This is a genomic window from Winogradskyella damuponensis (assembly GCF_039538385.1).
Taxonomy (GTDB): Bacteria; Bacteroidota; Bacteroidia; order Flavobacteriales; family Flavobacteriaceae; genus Winogradskyella; species Winogradskyella damuponensis.
The window spans coordinates 177,485-190,649 of the sequence record NZ_BAABCB010000020.1; the positions used below are offsets into that span (position 1 = coordinate 177,485).

Genomic DNA, 13,165 nt, shown 5'->3' on the forward strand with positions numbered 1-13,165 from the left:
CCATACACATACACGTGGTATGAAATTGCCTTCGGTACATAGAATCGCGTTTTGAAAACGATTCCCTTCTACTAATTTCATACCATCATCCAGTGTTAATTACAACTACTCAAATTTTGTGCTATATTAAGTCGAGTCTACGATAAATCCACACGAAACTACACACATCAGCGCGTATGGTGAATGAGGGGCAATTATGGCTGCCCGTGAGACGCACCTCACTTCGCCATACACAGTAGACGATAAACGAATAAGCAAACCTAAACACTTTATTCACCGCTAAGCAATACCCATACCCATTGGCTTTTTCACGTACACGTTCCATACTTGCCTTAGTTTTTATTCCTTTCTAGTAAACCCATCACCCACTTTTTGTGCCGTCGGCTGACCATTCAAATCCTAAAAATTAATACCATATAACCTTCCTACTAAAGGGGTAATTTCGGTCTGTTGTGTCATAATATCAAATTTTAATCTAAACACCTATAATACAGCAATATACAAAATTTCACAATACAGGTTATAGCGTGGTTATAGCATGCTTATAAGGTGCTTAAAACAAGCTTATAGCATCACAGAACACACTCGTAAGGCATAATACTAATATCTAGAATAATATTACAGGTATATAATCTTATGATTTGCATAACTAATTGCTGGTGCTGTGTGTACTCGGTCATGATACCTAGTATTAAAACACATCTACTAAACGCCATAATTAAAACTTTCATTACCTTTAAGTACTCACTTAAACTCTAAATTATGAAACTAGGCGCATTTTCAATAAGTCTTGCGGTAAAGGATATAAAAGCCTCACAAACATTTTACGAAACTTTAGGATTTTCAGTATTTGCTGGAAGTATAGAACAGAACTATCTCATTATGAAAAATGGAGAATCCTTAGTGGGTTTGTTTCAAGGCATGTTTAAAAACAATATACTTACCTTTAATCCTGGTTGGGACCAACACGCCAATACACTCGAAAAATTTGATGATGTGCGTACCATTCAGAAACATCTAAAAAGTAAAAACATCACACTAGAACACGAAGCAGATGAAACCACTTCTGGACCTGCAAGCTTTGTGGTTTTAGATCCTGATGGCAATGCTATTTTAATCGACCAACATGTCTAATAATTTTTTATTATCTTTTAAGGATAACTAAAAAACGAAACACATGTCAAAGCCAGATTTTTCAAATTTAAAAGCCGTTTTCATTAACTGTACACTTAAGAAGTCACCAAGAGTGAGTCATACACAAGGCTTAATGGATCGCTCCATAGACATTATGAAAAAGGAAGGTGTTAGTGTAGATACCATTCGTTTTATAGACCATAATGTGGCATCAGGAGTATATCCTGACATGACGGAATACGGTTGGCAAACCGACGAATGGCCAACACTCTTTAAGCGTATTTTTGAAGCAGATATCTGCGTTATTGGCACACCAATTTGGTTGGGCGAAAAATCCTCGGAAGCCACCAAATTAATTGAACGTTTTTATGCCATGAGTGGCCAACAAAATGACAAAGGGCAATATCTATTTTACGGTAAAGTTGGAGGTGCTATTATAACAGGCAACGAAGATGGCGTAAAACATTGTGCCATGAGTATGCTTTATGCCTTGCAACATATTGGTTATTCTATTCCACCACAAGCAGATTGCGGTTGGATTGGCGAAGTTGGACCTGGTCCTAGTTATCTCGATAAAGAAGCAGATGCTAAAAACAACGATTTTACCAATAGAAATACCACCTTTATGACTTATAATTTAATGCATTTGGCTAAACTTTTAAAGGAGAATAATGGGTATCCTGCTTACGGTAATTCTCGTAAGGATTGGGATGATGGTACACGTTGGAATTTTGAAAATCCAGAATACAGATAAATGAAATCAATTAAAATAAAGCCTTAAAAAACGAAAGGCAGCATTTAAAAAACAAAATACCAAATAATAGCACTAACAAGCGTATAAAACAATAATAAACCTATTTGCATTCTATTGTGTTTTACTGAGCTTGTCATATTACTACGGATTTGTATTCAATTATATGACACAAAACATCACAAATTGTCACTTATTTATCATAAATACCAAATAAAATGGAAAAAGTATTACAAACCATGATTAATAATATGCCTGAGAAAACAGGCAAATCCTTAGAACAATGGAAATCTATTTTAAGTAAAAAAGCATTTGCTAAACATTCTGAAGGAGTCAATTTTCTAAAAAAAGAACATGGTGTCACCCATGGTTTTGCCAATACCATTGTTACCCTTTCTAAAGAAGAAAACCATACGTCTGAGGATTTGGTGAGCAACCAATATAAAGGCAAGGAGAGTTTATTTCCTATTTATGAAAAGATACTTGCTAGCGTTAAAACCTTTGGAACAGATGTGACCATCACACCTAAAAAAACCAGTGTTAGCATTATTAGAAAACGTCAATTTGTCTTAATAAAACCTGCTACAAAAACACGAATTGATTTAGGATTAAAGCTTCCTGAAAAACCAACTACAGACCGATTAGGCAATTCCGGACCTTTTGGCACCATGTGCACACATCGCGTTCAAATAACATCTATTGACGACATTGACGACGAATTAATTGAATGGATGAATGAAGCCTATACAAAAGCCGAATAGTACAACTGTAAAAAGCTTTAGCTATTTCAAATTGTTTTAAGACACTAAGACTTCTCCATACAAATCAAAATCTTCTGCTTCAGTTACCTTAATGGTTGCAAATTCTCCGGTTTTTAAATAAACCTTAGAGGCATCAATTAAAACTTCGTTATCTACATCTGGCGAATCAAATTCAGTCCTACCAACAAAATAGTTACCTTCTTTACGGTCAATAACCACTTTAAACTCTTGTCCTATTTTGGCTTGATTCAATTCCCAAGAAATCTGAGATTGAATTTCCATGATCTCATTGGCACGCTGAATTTTCACCTCTTCAGGTACGTCATCTTCTAAATTGTAAGCATGTGTATTTTCTTCGTGAGAATATGTAAAGCAACCTAAACGCTCAAAACGCATTTCAGAAACCCATTGTTTAAGTTCTTCAAAATGTGCTTCTGTTTCACCAGGATAACCAACAATTAATGTTGTTCTGATGGTCATTTCAGGAACTATAGCTCTAAATTCATGAATCAATTTAGTGGTCTTTTCTTTAGTTGTACCACGACGCATCGATTTTAATAAATCATCAGAAATATGTTGTAACGGAATATCTAGATAATTACAAATCTTAGGTTCACGCTTCATGATGTCTAACACATCCATCGGAAATCCTGTTGGAAATGCATAATGTAATCGTATCCACTCGATACCTTCAACCTTAACTAAGTGTTCTAGTAACTCAGCAAGATTTCGTTTTTTGTAAATATCTAAACCGTAATAGGTTAAATCTTGAGCAATAAGAATTAATTCTTTAACTCCTGTAGCAGCCAATTTCTCAGCTTCAGTAACTAAATTTTCAATTGGAGTACTTTTGTGTTTTCCGCGCATGATAGGAATTGCACAAAAACTACAAGGCCTATCACAACCTTCTGCTATTTTAAGATAAGCGTAATTTTTTGGTGTTGTTGTTAAACGCTCTCCAATTAACTCATGCTTATAATCGGCTCCTAAAGCTTTTAACAAGCCAGGTAATTCTGTAGTACCAAAATACTGATCTACATTTGGAATTTCTTTTTCTAAGTCTGGCTTATAACGCTCACTTAAGCAACCTGTTACAAAGACTTTATCAACTTCTCCATCTTCCTTTTTCTGCATGTATTCCAAAATGGTGTTCACACTTTCTTCCTTGGCATTATTAATAAAACCACAAGTGTTAATCACTACAACGTTGCCTTCTTGCTCATGGACAACGTCCTTTCCGCTAGCTTTTAGCTGTCCCATTAACACTTCGCTATCGTAAACATTTTTACTACAGCCTAGTGTTACTACGTTGATTCTGTTTTTCTTAAGAGTTTTTGTACGCATGTTTAAATAAATCAGTTTGCAAAGATACAATGTAAATTAAACCTTTAGTATATTTATAGGTCTTAAATAAAAACTTACGATGAAATCTTTTCAATTTACATCCATTTTTATAGTTATATTTCTATTTATTTCTTGTTCAAGTGATGATACTTCTTCAGAGAACCAAGGCTCTCCAACCGATGAGATCTATTTCCCTCCTTTAAATTCCGATACCTGGGAAACTAAATCAATTTCAGAATTAAATTGGAATGAAGATCAGCTTCAACCATTATTAGACTTCCTAGAGGAAAAAAACTCTAAAAGTTTTATGATTCTTCATAACGGCAAAATAGTTGAAGAACATTATTTTAATAACCATACCAGTTCTACTCCATGGTATTGGGCAAGTGCAGGAAAGACATTGACTACTGCAGTTACTGGAATTGCCCAAGATGAAGGTTTATTAGATATCAATAATAAAGTTTCAGATTATCTTGGTACTGGTTGGACAAGCGCTCCATTAGAAAAAGAAAACCTAATTACTTGTAAAAATTTATTATCCATGACCTCTGGTTTAGACGACACTTTAGGTGATGATGTTTCTCCTGGAAATTTACAGTATATGGCAGATGCTGGTACGCGTTGGGCTTACCATAATGTGTATGTAAAATTACAAGATGTTGTAGCTGAGTCTAGCAATACAACTTGGGACAACTACTTTAATACACATCTTAGAGACAAAATAGGAATGACTGGAAATTGGATAGACTTAAGTGGCTTAAGTGTTTACCTAAGCGATACCAGAAGCATGGCTAGATTTGGCTTATTAACTTATGCCAATGGCAAATGGGAAGATGAACAAATTGTAAACGACAATTATTTATCTGCTGCCACCAACACTTCTCAGGAAGTTAATTTGGCTTATGGTTATTTGTGGTGGTTAAATGGTAAATCTTCGTATCATTTACCTCAAACTCAAGTTGAATTCTCTGGAACACTTATTCCTGATGCGCCAGATGACATGTATGCTGCGCTGGGTAAAAATGATCAGAAAATCTATGTGGTTCCTAGTAAAAAATTAGTCATCATACGAATGGGCCAATCTGCTGACGATAATAATTTTGCGCTTTCTAATTTTGATAATGAGCTTTGGATAAAAATTAATGCTTTGATTAATTAGCCATAAGGATTAAAACGCATAATGCATTGGTAAATATACCACTGAAAAATGCAAAACAAAAATACAATTCCAAACAGAGCATAAACACGTTTAACATTACACTGTTTAGTCCATAAAATTCGCATACTAAAGAAACTTAGGACACCAAAAAATGCGACTATAAAATACAACGGAAAGGATGCATAAGCATTTAACTGCTTTGGAAGTAAAGGGCTTTGTGGTGTTGCATAGACCAATATTAACGACGCGACATATTTAAAAAACATAAAAGCCGAATACAATACCGTAAGTATTGTAATCGGCTTTAAAATCTTATAATCCTTTAAATGTAGTAGTCTACACATTATAAAACACCTAATGGTGCTATACCTGAACTTAGAAGATGTTATTTAAAGAATGAATCTACAAACTCGTATTTATTAAAGACTTGTAAATCTTCAATACCTTCTCCTACTCCAATATATTTCACCGGAATTTGAAACTGGTCGCTAATACCAATCACAACTCCTCCTTTGGCAGTTCCGTCTAACTTGGTTACGGCTAAAGAAGTAACTTCGGTTGCTGCTGTAAATTGTTTAGCTTGTTCAAAAGCATTCTGACCTGTTGAGCCGTCTAAAACTAAAAGTACATCGTGAGGCGCATCGCCAACTACTTTTTGCATGACACGTTTTACTTTTGTCAGCTCATTCATTAAATTGATCTTATTGTGTAAACGTCCAGCTGTATCAATAATAATGACATCTGCATCTTGATTGACACCAGATTGAATAGCATCAAATGCTACAGAAGCAGGATCAGATCCCATTTCTTGTCGTATCATTGGTACATCTACTCTATCTGCCCAAACCTGTAATTGATCTATTGCTGCTGCTCTAAAGGTATCTGCAGCTCCAAGTACTACTTTTAAGCCTTTCTTTTTAAACTGATAGGCCAATTTACCAATGGTTGTTGTTTTTCCAACACCATTTACTCCAACGACCATAAGTACATAAGGCGTTTTAGAACCATTAGCTTGTTTTGGTAATTCAGGAATTGTGTATTCTGTTTCTTCTCCAGACTTAGTTTCTGAGAGTAACGCAGCTATTTCTTCCCTTAGAATTTTGTTCAATTCTGAAGTGCCTAAATATTTATCTTTGGCAACACGTTCTTCAATACGCGTAATCACTTTTAATGTCGTGTTAACACCAACATCACTAGTGACTAAGATTTCTTCAAGATTATCTAAAACGTCATCATCGACTTTAGATTTTCCGGCAACGGCTTTATTTAATTTATTGAAAAAAGAAGATTTAGATTTCTCTAAGCCTTTATCTAAGGTTTCTTTCTTTTCGGAAGAGAATATTTTTTTAAAAAAACTCATTTTGTTGTTAGGTTATTAATCAGCACCTCGACAAGCTCAGTGTGACAGTATTATTCGCAATTATTACATTGCAACAACCTTGCCTTTAATATTTTACTGTTAAGATGTCAGATGTTTTCAAATATAAACATAAAAAAACTGCTTTCAAATGAAAGCAGTTTAGTTAATCTATATATAGATAAAGATTATTTTTTGTTTAAAAAGTCATTGACAAATTCTGGTGCCATTACTGATTCTACGAACATGTATGCTCCAGTTTTTGGTGATTTCACCATTTTTATAGCTTTTGTCAAACGTTTTGATCCTGTCTGTAAAGACGCTACTGATTTCTTTGCCATGGTTTCTTATTTTATCTCTTTATGAACTGTCATACGCTTAAGGATAGGATTAAATTTTTTAATCTCCATACGGTCTGGCGTATTCTTCTTATTCTTCGTTGTAATATATCTTGATGTTCCTGGTTTTCCAGAAGTTTTGTGCTCTGTGCACTCTAAGATAACTTGTATTCTATTTCCTCTTTTTGCCATTGTAAATTGACTTAAGCGCTAACGCTATTATTTGTAAAATCCTTTTGCTTTAGCTTCTTTTAACATTGCTTCGATACCAATTTTATTGATAGTCTTTAATGCTGATGTAGAAACTTTTAATGTTACCCACTTATCTTCTGAAGGAATATAAAAACGTTTTTTGATTAAATTGGCATCAAATGTACGTCTTGTTTTATTCATAGCGTGAGAAACATTGTTTCCAACCATCGCTTTTTTCCCAGTAAGTTCACAAACTCTTGACATTGTTTTCTTTCTTTAGGTGTATTATTATTTTTCTGCTAACTCTTAAAATTTTATTTTTCTCAAAGAAATTCCTTGAAAATACTAACCCTAAGAATTTAATATCTGAACATAGATATTTTAAACAGGGTGCAAATTTAATAAAACTTTACGTTTCAGCAAATATAAAACTCTACTTTTTCAAAAAATATTTCTGAAGCATTTCAAAAGCTTTATTTGTAGCTCTACCAATCACTTTTTCACGATGATCTCCAAAGTTAAAAACTTCAGAATACACCTGGTCTTTAGAGGCAATTGCAATCCATACCGTTCCAACCTCTGCTTCTGAATCTCCTTTTGTTGGTCCTGCGTTTCCTGTTGTACTTATAGCATAATCGCTCTCAAATAATGTTCTTACATTCTTTGCCATAGCTTCTGCTACCTGTTTACTCACTACAGAATGTTTTTTTATAGCCTCTTCTGAAACGTTTAAAATCTTTACTTTAGATGCTGTAGCGTATGTTACTACACTGCCTTTAAAATAAGCAGAAGATCCTGCATTTGCTGTAAATGCTTCGGCAATGCGTCCACCTGTACAACTTTCTGCAACAGCTAACGTTTTTCCTTGCTCAGTTAAACGTTTTCCAATAACAGCTTCAATAGATTCATCTTCCTCATAACCTACAAAAACATCTTCAATCTGTGTTAATAATAAATCTACCTGATGCAGTATTTCTTTTTCAACTACAGATTTATCAGTAGCTTTTCCTGACAAACGCAAACGTACTCGTCCTAAACTTGGCAAATAGGCTAACTTTATAAAGTTAGGTAAATTATTTTCCCATGTTTCAATACGTTCTGCCAATGCACTTTCTCCTAAACCATAAGTTAAGATGGTTTTGTGCATTATATAAGGAAACTTAAATTGTGCTCTTAATTTTGGAATAACTTGCTCTGTAATTAAGGCCTTCATTTCGTAAGGCACGCCAGGAAGCGATACAAATACTTTTCCGTTTTTTTCTAACCACATCCCTGGTGCTGTACCATTATGGTTCATTAATACTTTACATTTAGAAGGCACTAAAGCTTGTTGCTTATTAACTTCTAATAATGGTGCAGAATTATATTTTGCAAAAATCTGCTCTACATTAGTTAAAACAGCTTTGTCTTCTACTAAGGTATCCTCAAAGTATTCGCAAATAGTATGCTTGGTAATATCGTCTTTGGTTGGTCCTAAGCCACCAGTTATAATAATGATATCTGCATTTTCTTCAGCTTCTTTTAGCGCTTTAAGGATATGAGATTTTTCATCTTGTACTGATGTAATCTGATAAATAGAAATTCCGAATTTATTAAACTCTTTGCCTAAGAACGCCGAATTTGTATCTACAATTTGGCCAATGAGAATCTCATCTCCAATAGTAATAATCTCTGCTTGCATCTATATGTTATAGTCCAAAATCGACTTTAATTTCATTTACAGCATTATCTACTGCAGTTAAGACTGTTGTAAGTTGCTCTTCTATATTTTTATCTGATTGCTCAAACTTACCCCAATCCTGTACTTCTATCAATGTATCTAATACACCAAGTTCAAATAGATCTATGGTTGGCTTCATTTTATGAGCAGCTTGATAAACTTCCTTATAATCTTTTTCTGGTACTGCTGTTCTTAAACGTTCAGCGTCTTCTGGCACCTCTTCTAAAAAAGCGGCTGCTAAAGCTGCAACGAAATCTTCGTCATTATCAGCCATTTCTCGTACGCGATGTAATTTATAATATTCTGACATTTATTTTATTTTTATTGAAAACATTTCCTCGTTTTCAAGATATCCTTTTAATTGGTCTTCTGCAAAAACTTTACCAACTCCTGCTGGTGTGCCCGTAAATATAATGTCTCCTATTTTTAAAGTGAAATATTTTGAGACATATTCTATAAGTTCATCAATTTTCCAAAGCATAAGCGCTGTATTCCCTGTCTGAACGGTGTCGTCATTTTGCTTTAAACTAAAATTGATATTGTCTATATTTTCAAATTTAGTTTTTGGCAACCACTTCCCTATTACAGCAGCTCCATCAAAGGCTTTCGCCTTTTCCCAAGGTAAGCCTTTGGCTTTTAATTGTGCCTGAAGGTCTCGTGCTGTAAAATCTATACCAAGCCCTATTTGGTCATAATATTTATGTGCAAATTTCTTATCTATATATTTCCCTACTTTGTTGATTTTCACTAAAACTTCTACTTCATAGTGAACATCATCTGAAAAATCCGGAATAAAAAAAGGCTGCTTCTTTAATAATATTGCCGTATCTGGTTTTAAAAACACGACTGGATCTGTAGGTTTTTCGTTTTCGAGTTCTTTAATGTGGTCCGTGTAATTACGACCTATACAGATTAGTTTCATTCTTCTTAACGCTTTGGTATTAACTTAACTTATTATTAAATTGACGCAGTTTAATTGCCGTTAAAACCTTCTTGGTATACAAAGGAAAATCTGCATTTAGTAACCAACCAAAATAGCCTGGTTCTTGTTCCATGACATCAACCACACGTTTGCCTTTATGCTTTCCAAATGAGAAACACTCTTCTCCTTCTTTATTAAAGATTAAAAAACCTGCAAAATCTGCAAACTTTTTACGTGAGCTAAATTCTGCTAAAAACTTGGTATCGTTTTCTAAATCTTCGTAACGCTCTAATTGTGCTTTTAAAACTTCGTATGTGGCTTTAGTATCTGCTTCTGCGCTGTGAGCATCACTTAAATCTTTATCACAGTAAAACTTATAAGCAGCCACTAAAGTGCGCTGTTCCATTTTATGAAATATGGTTTGCACATCTACAGATCGTGTATTTTTCATATCAAAATCTACACCTGCTCTTAACATTTCTTCTGCCAATAAAGGGATATCGAATCGGTTAGAGTTAAAACCACCTAAATCTGAATCCTTAATTAAGTTATAAATTTCTTTGGATAATTCTTTAAAAGTGGGTTTATCTGCAACATCTGCATCCGAAATACCGTGAATTGCTGTCACTTCAGCTGGAATTGGCATTTCAGGATTCACTAACCATGTCTTTGCTTCTTCCTTACCATCTGGATGGACTTTAAGGATTGAAATTTCTACGATACGGTCTTTTGAAATATTAATTCCTGTAGTTTCTAAATCAAAAAAGCAGATGGGTTTTGTAAGATTGAGTTGCATTACTTATTTATTTTTCACAAAGGTAGTTAGATTCTTTAATAAAGACATGTTTGGTTAAAAAAACCTATGGCATATAAAACTATGTTCTAGTAAATTACTTTTATAGTTTATTAGAAAACCTAATCATTAGAACAAACCTAAAAATTCCTCAATTAATGTTATAAAAACCCATAGTAAAAAGAATAAATTTCAGTATTTTGTCCTAATAATCATATCCTTTACCGAGTAACAATGCGATTTTTACTACCCTTTATCCTATTACTTTCCCTCGCTTGTAGTGTTCATGCGCAGCATACAAATGACACCAATGATAGTGTTATAGACACTTCTGAGTCTGAAATCACAATTCATATTGATTCCATTAAAAATGTAATGATAGCAGATTACTATGAAGAAAACTACAGTTCTGTAATTCTTAATGCTAGCGAAATTTTAAAACTTGTTGACCAAAATGAGCTTCCTCTCGAAGTTTTTAACATCCGTAGTTACCTAGCCAATTCCTACCTCCATTTAAACGATTCTGTAAAAGCTATTGAATACGCTCAAAAAAACAACAAATTATCAGAACAACTTAAAGACACCACGGCGATTATAGGCGCTAAGATAGACCTAGGTAATATCTATTTAGCGTTTGGATCCTCTGTTGAATCTATACATTCTTTTGAGCAAGCCTTACCTCTGGCAAAAAAGCAAAATAACAAAATGGCGCTTTTTATATTAAACTATAATATTGCAGATATCCATTTTAACCAACTTAACGATCCTACAGGCGCTAAGCCTTATATAGATGCTGCTGAAGAAAATGTAGGCAAAGATTTTAAATTAGGACAAACCGGCATTAGTTTACTTAAGTCGCATTATGCATTTTACAATAAAGACTACGATGTAGCCGCAGATTTATACCAGCAAACCATACGCATGGCTAAAGAAACAAACTATATCGATGTCTTAAAGCAAGGCTATGAAGGCTATATTAATTGCCTTGTAAAAAAAGAAGATTATAAAAAGGCTTACGAGGTTGGCAAAATACAGGACAGTCTTTCGCTTGCAAGACGTGAAGAGGAAATTGAGAAATCGGCAAAAATTTTAACGGCAGGTTTAAAAAGTGCACAAATCCAAGAAGAGCTTGAGAATGAAGAATTAAGAAGTAAATTGGCGATTGAAAAATCCGAAGCACAAAAAAATCTACTAATAGGCAGTGTCTTAGTTTCATTGTTACTTTTAGGACTTTTATTCTACCTTCTAAAGGTGATAAAAAACAGAAGAAGACTAAATAACGAACTCAAGATTAAGAATCAAGAATACCTAGAAGCGAAATTAGAATCTGAAAAATTAGCAGAAGTAAAAACGCGTTTCTTATCTACAATGAGTCATGAGTTACGCACACCATTATATGGAATTATTGGATTAAGTACTGTACTTAACAACGATAAAAGTCTAAAATCTCATAAAACAGAATTACAATCTTTAAAATTTTCTGCAGACTACTTACTCAATTTAGTAAATGACGTACTGACTTTAAATAAAATGGATTCTAATGAAAAAAATGAATTAGAAGCTAAGGCCTTTCTTCTTAAAGACCTATTAAATAATATAAAAGAGTCTCTAGAATACATCACAGGCCAAACCAACAATAACCTTACAATAGCCTTAGATAGTAAAATCCCTAAATGGATAAAAGGCGATCAGACAAAAATGTCACAGATCCTAATTAATTTACTTGGTAATGCTTTAAAATTCACTAATAATGGAGAAGTACAACTTGTTGTTACTTTAATAGAAAAGGTCGAAAACAATTTAAAGCTAAAATTTGAAGTTATAGATAATGGCCAAGGCATCTCTGAAGCAGACCAGAAAAAAATCTTTGAAGAATTTGGACAACTAAAACATCAAGGCCATTTTCAAGGTTCAGGGTTAGGACTTACCATTGTGCGTAAATTACTTTTTGATATGGGCTCTAAAATAGAACTCAAAAGCGTTGTTGGTGAAGGTTCAAATTTCTATTTCGAAATCACCGTAGGTCAAGCCCAAAAAGAACACGCCAATGAAAATATCGAAGACAAGATATCGATAGACAAGCTTAAAAACAAAAGAGTTTTAGTTGTAGATGATAATACTATTAATCTTTTAGTTACCAAGAAAACACTAGAGAGTCACAACATTTTAGTCGATGTTGCCACTAACGGACAGGAAGGTATTGATAAAATCATGCAAACCCAATACGACTTAGTTCTTATGGATGTTCATATGCCTGTGATGGATGGTATTGAAGCTACAAAAAGAATACGCGAACTTCAATTACCCTTAACCATTATTGCGTTAACTGCCGTAACACAAAACGAACAAGATAATCGTTTTAAAGAAGCTCAGTTTGATGACTCTATTGTAAAACCATATAAGATTAATGAATTTTTAAAAACACTCTCCTACAACCTCAACAAAAGAACTTAACAATACAACATATCAGGCAGGTTATCACATAATAAGACAGTATAGAAACAATCTAACACTTTTTTTTAATAGCAATACAATTGTTATAGACATCTTACTCACAAGACAATAAAAAAGCACAGTCTAAAACTGTGCTTTTTATTTTTATACATTATAAAATAATAGAAATTTCTACGATTCTATCTTTTGAAATATTAATTCCTATAGTTTCTAAATCGAAACAGCAGATGGGTTCGTCTT

Annotated in this window: 14 protein-coding genes; 5 read left to right on the forward strand and 9 right to left on the reverse strand. The window is 33.7% G+C overall.

What is annotated here, in order from left to right:
* Window positions 1-762: 762 nt before the first annotated feature.
* From ABD730_RS12645 to ABD730_RS12655, 3 genes are all read left to right on the forward strand, one after another.
* Entirely contained in the window at window positions 763-1,134 is a 372-nt protein-coding gene (locus ABD730_RS12645) for a VOC family protein (protein WP_344715135.1), read from the forward strand.
* A gap of 43 nt (window positions 1,135-1,177) precedes the next feature.
* Window positions 1,178-1,888 carry a flavodoxin family protein gene (locus tag ABD730_RS12650; protein WP_344715137.1) on the forward strand — a complete coding sequence of 237 codons (711 nt, stop codon included), beginning with the start codon at window positions 1,178-1,180 and terminating at the stop codon, window positions 1,886-1,888.
* A gap of 215 nt (window positions 1,889-2,103) precedes the next feature.
* Complete coding sequence (locus ABD730_RS12655; protein WP_344715139.1) at window positions 2,104-2,646, forward strand: DUF4287 domain-containing protein; 543 nt, start codon at window positions 2,104-2,106, stop codon at window positions 2,644-2,646.
* Window positions 2,647-2,682: 36 nt separating this feature from the next.
* On the opposite strand, the gene rimO is transcribed toward ABD730_RS12655, so the two are convergent.
* A complete protein-coding gene (rimO, locus tag ABD730_RS12660) occupies window positions 2,683-3,990 on the reverse strand; it encodes a 30S ribosomal protein S12 methylthiotransferase RimO (protein WP_334470008.1) in 1,308 nt (435 codons plus the stop codon).
* Between the two features lie 79 nt (window positions 3,991-4,069).
* Between rimO and ABD730_RS12665 the strand changes: the two genes are divergently transcribed.
* Window positions 4,070-5,149 carry a serine hydrolase domain-containing protein gene (locus ABD730_RS12665; protein WP_344715141.1) on the forward strand — a complete coding sequence of 360 codons (1,080 nt, stop codon included), beginning with the start codon at window positions 4,070-4,072 and terminating at the stop codon, window positions 5,147-5,149.
* Window positions 5,150-5,534: 385 nt separating this feature from the next.
* On the opposite strand, the gene ftsY is transcribed toward ABD730_RS12665, so the two are convergent.
* The 8 genes from ftsY to ABD730_RS12705 all read right to left on the reverse strand — a co-directional run bounded on the left by ftsY (window position 5,535) and on the right by ABD730_RS12705 (window position 10,474).
* Entirely contained in the window at window positions 5,535-6,509 is a 975-nt protein-coding gene (gene ftsY / locus ABD730_RS12670; protein WP_344715143.1) for a signal recognition particle-docking protein FtsY, read from the reverse strand.
* A 185-nt stretch (window positions 6,510-6,694) separates the two neighbouring features.
* Window positions 6,695-6,847 (reverse strand): DUF4295 domain-containing protein, encoded by a 153-nt coding sequence (locus ABD730_RS12675; protein ID WP_008271041.1) that lies wholly within the window; start codon window positions 6,845-6,847, stop codon window positions 6,695-6,697.
* Between the two features lie 6 nt (window positions 6,848-6,853).
* Window positions 6,854-7,036, reverse strand: a complete 183-nt coding sequence (rpmG, locus tag ABD730_RS12680) for a 50S ribosomal protein L33 (protein ID WP_215924165.1) — start codon at window positions 7,034-7,036, stop codon at window positions 6,854-6,856.
* Between the two features lie 27 nt (window positions 7,037-7,063).
* Complete coding sequence (gene rpmB, locus ABD730_RS12685) at window positions 7,064-7,300, reverse strand: 50S ribosomal protein L28 (protein ID WP_215924163.1); 237 nt, start codon at window positions 7,298-7,300, stop codon at window positions 7,064-7,066.
* 169 nt (window positions 7,301-7,469) lie between these two features.
* Complete coding sequence (locus ABD730_RS12690) at window positions 7,470-8,717, reverse strand: competence/damage-inducible protein A (RefSeq protein WP_334469992.1); 1,248 nt, start codon at window positions 8,715-8,717, stop codon at window positions 7,470-7,472.
* A 7-nt stretch (window positions 8,718-8,724) separates the two neighbouring features.
* Window positions 8,725-9,066: an Hpt domain-containing protein gene (locus ABD730_RS12695; RefSeq protein ID WP_344715152.1), complete on the reverse strand. Its 342-nt coding sequence runs from the start codon at window positions 9,064-9,066 to the stop codon at window positions 8,725-8,727.
* Complete coding sequence (locus ABD730_RS12700; RefSeq protein WP_215924157.1) at window positions 9,067-9,678, reverse strand: fumarylacetoacetate hydrolase family protein; 612 nt, start codon at window positions 9,676-9,678, stop codon at window positions 9,067-9,069.
* Between the two features lie 19 nt (window positions 9,679-9,697).
* Window positions 9,698-10,474, reverse strand: a complete 777-nt coding sequence (locus ABD730_RS12705; protein ID WP_344715154.1) for an exonuclease domain-containing protein — start codon at window positions 10,472-10,474, stop codon at window positions 9,698-9,700.
* A 231-nt stretch (window positions 10,475-10,705) separates the two neighbouring features.
* On the opposite strand from ABD730_RS12705, the gene ABD730_RS12710 reads away from it, so the two are divergent.
* Window positions 10,706-12,925 carry a response regulator gene (locus tag ABD730_RS12710; RefSeq protein WP_334469985.1) on the forward strand — a complete coding sequence of 740 codons (2,220 nt, stop codon included), beginning with the start codon at window positions 10,706-10,708 and terminating at the stop codon, window positions 12,923-12,925.
* Window positions 12,926-13,165 lie beyond the last annotated feature (240 nt).

Excerpts from the sequence above, each read along its gene's own strand:
- ABD730_RS12695 (WP_344715152.1), bottom strand. The coding sequence starts at position 9,066 with ATGTCAGAATATTATAAATTACATCGCGTACGAGAAATGGCTGATAAT.
- rpmB (WP_215924163.1), bottom strand. The coding sequence starts at position 7,300 with ATGTCAAGAGTTTGTGAACTTACTGGGAAAAAAGCGATGGTTGGAAAC.
- ABD730_RS12650 (WP_344715137.1), top strand. The coding sequence starts at position 1,178 with ATGTCAAAGCCAGATTTTTCAAATTTAAAAGCCGTTTTCATTAACTGT.
- ABD730_RS12705 (WP_344715154.1), bottom strand. The coding sequence starts at position 10,474 with ATGCAACTCAATCTTACAAAACCCATCTGCTTTTTTGATTTAGAAACT.
- ABD730_RS12645 (WP_344715135.1), top strand. The coding sequence starts at position 763 with ATGAAACTAGGCGCATTTTCAATAAGTCTTGCGGTAAAGGATATAAAA.
- ABD730_RS12675 (WP_008271041.1), bottom strand. The coding sequence starts at position 6,847 with ATGGCAAAGAAATCAGTAGCGTCTTTACAGACAGGATCAAAACGTTTG.
- ABD730_RS12710 (WP_334469985.1), top strand. The coding sequence starts at position 10,706 with ATGCGATTTTTACTACCCTTTATCCTATTACTTTCCCTCGCTTGTAGT.
- rimO (WP_334470008.1), bottom strand. The coding sequence starts at position 3,990 with ATGCGTACAAAAACTCTTAAGAAAAACAGAATCAACGTAGTAACACTA.
- ABD730_RS12700 (WP_215924157.1), bottom strand. The coding sequence starts at position 9,678 with ATGAAACTAATCTGTATAGGTCGTAATTACACGGACCACATTAAAGAA.
- ftsY (WP_344715143.1), bottom strand. The coding sequence starts at position 6,509 with ATGAGTTTTTTTAAAAAAATATTCTCTTCCGAAAAGAAAGAAACCTTA.
- ABD730_RS12655 (WP_344715139.1), top strand. The coding sequence starts at position 2,104 with ATGGAAAAAGTATTACAAACCATGATTAATAATATGCCTGAGAAAACA.
- ABD730_RS12690 (WP_334469992.1), bottom strand. The coding sequence starts at position 8,717 with ATGCAAGCAGAGATTATTACTATTGGAGATGAGATTCTCATTGGCCAA.
- rpmG (WP_215924165.1), bottom strand. The coding sequence starts at position 7,036 with ATGGCAAAAAGAGGAAATAGAATACAAGTTATCTTAGAGTGCACAGAG.
- ABD730_RS12665 (WP_344715141.1), top strand. The coding sequence starts at position 4,070 with ATGAAATCTTTTCAATTTACATCCATTTTTATAGTTATATTTCTATTT.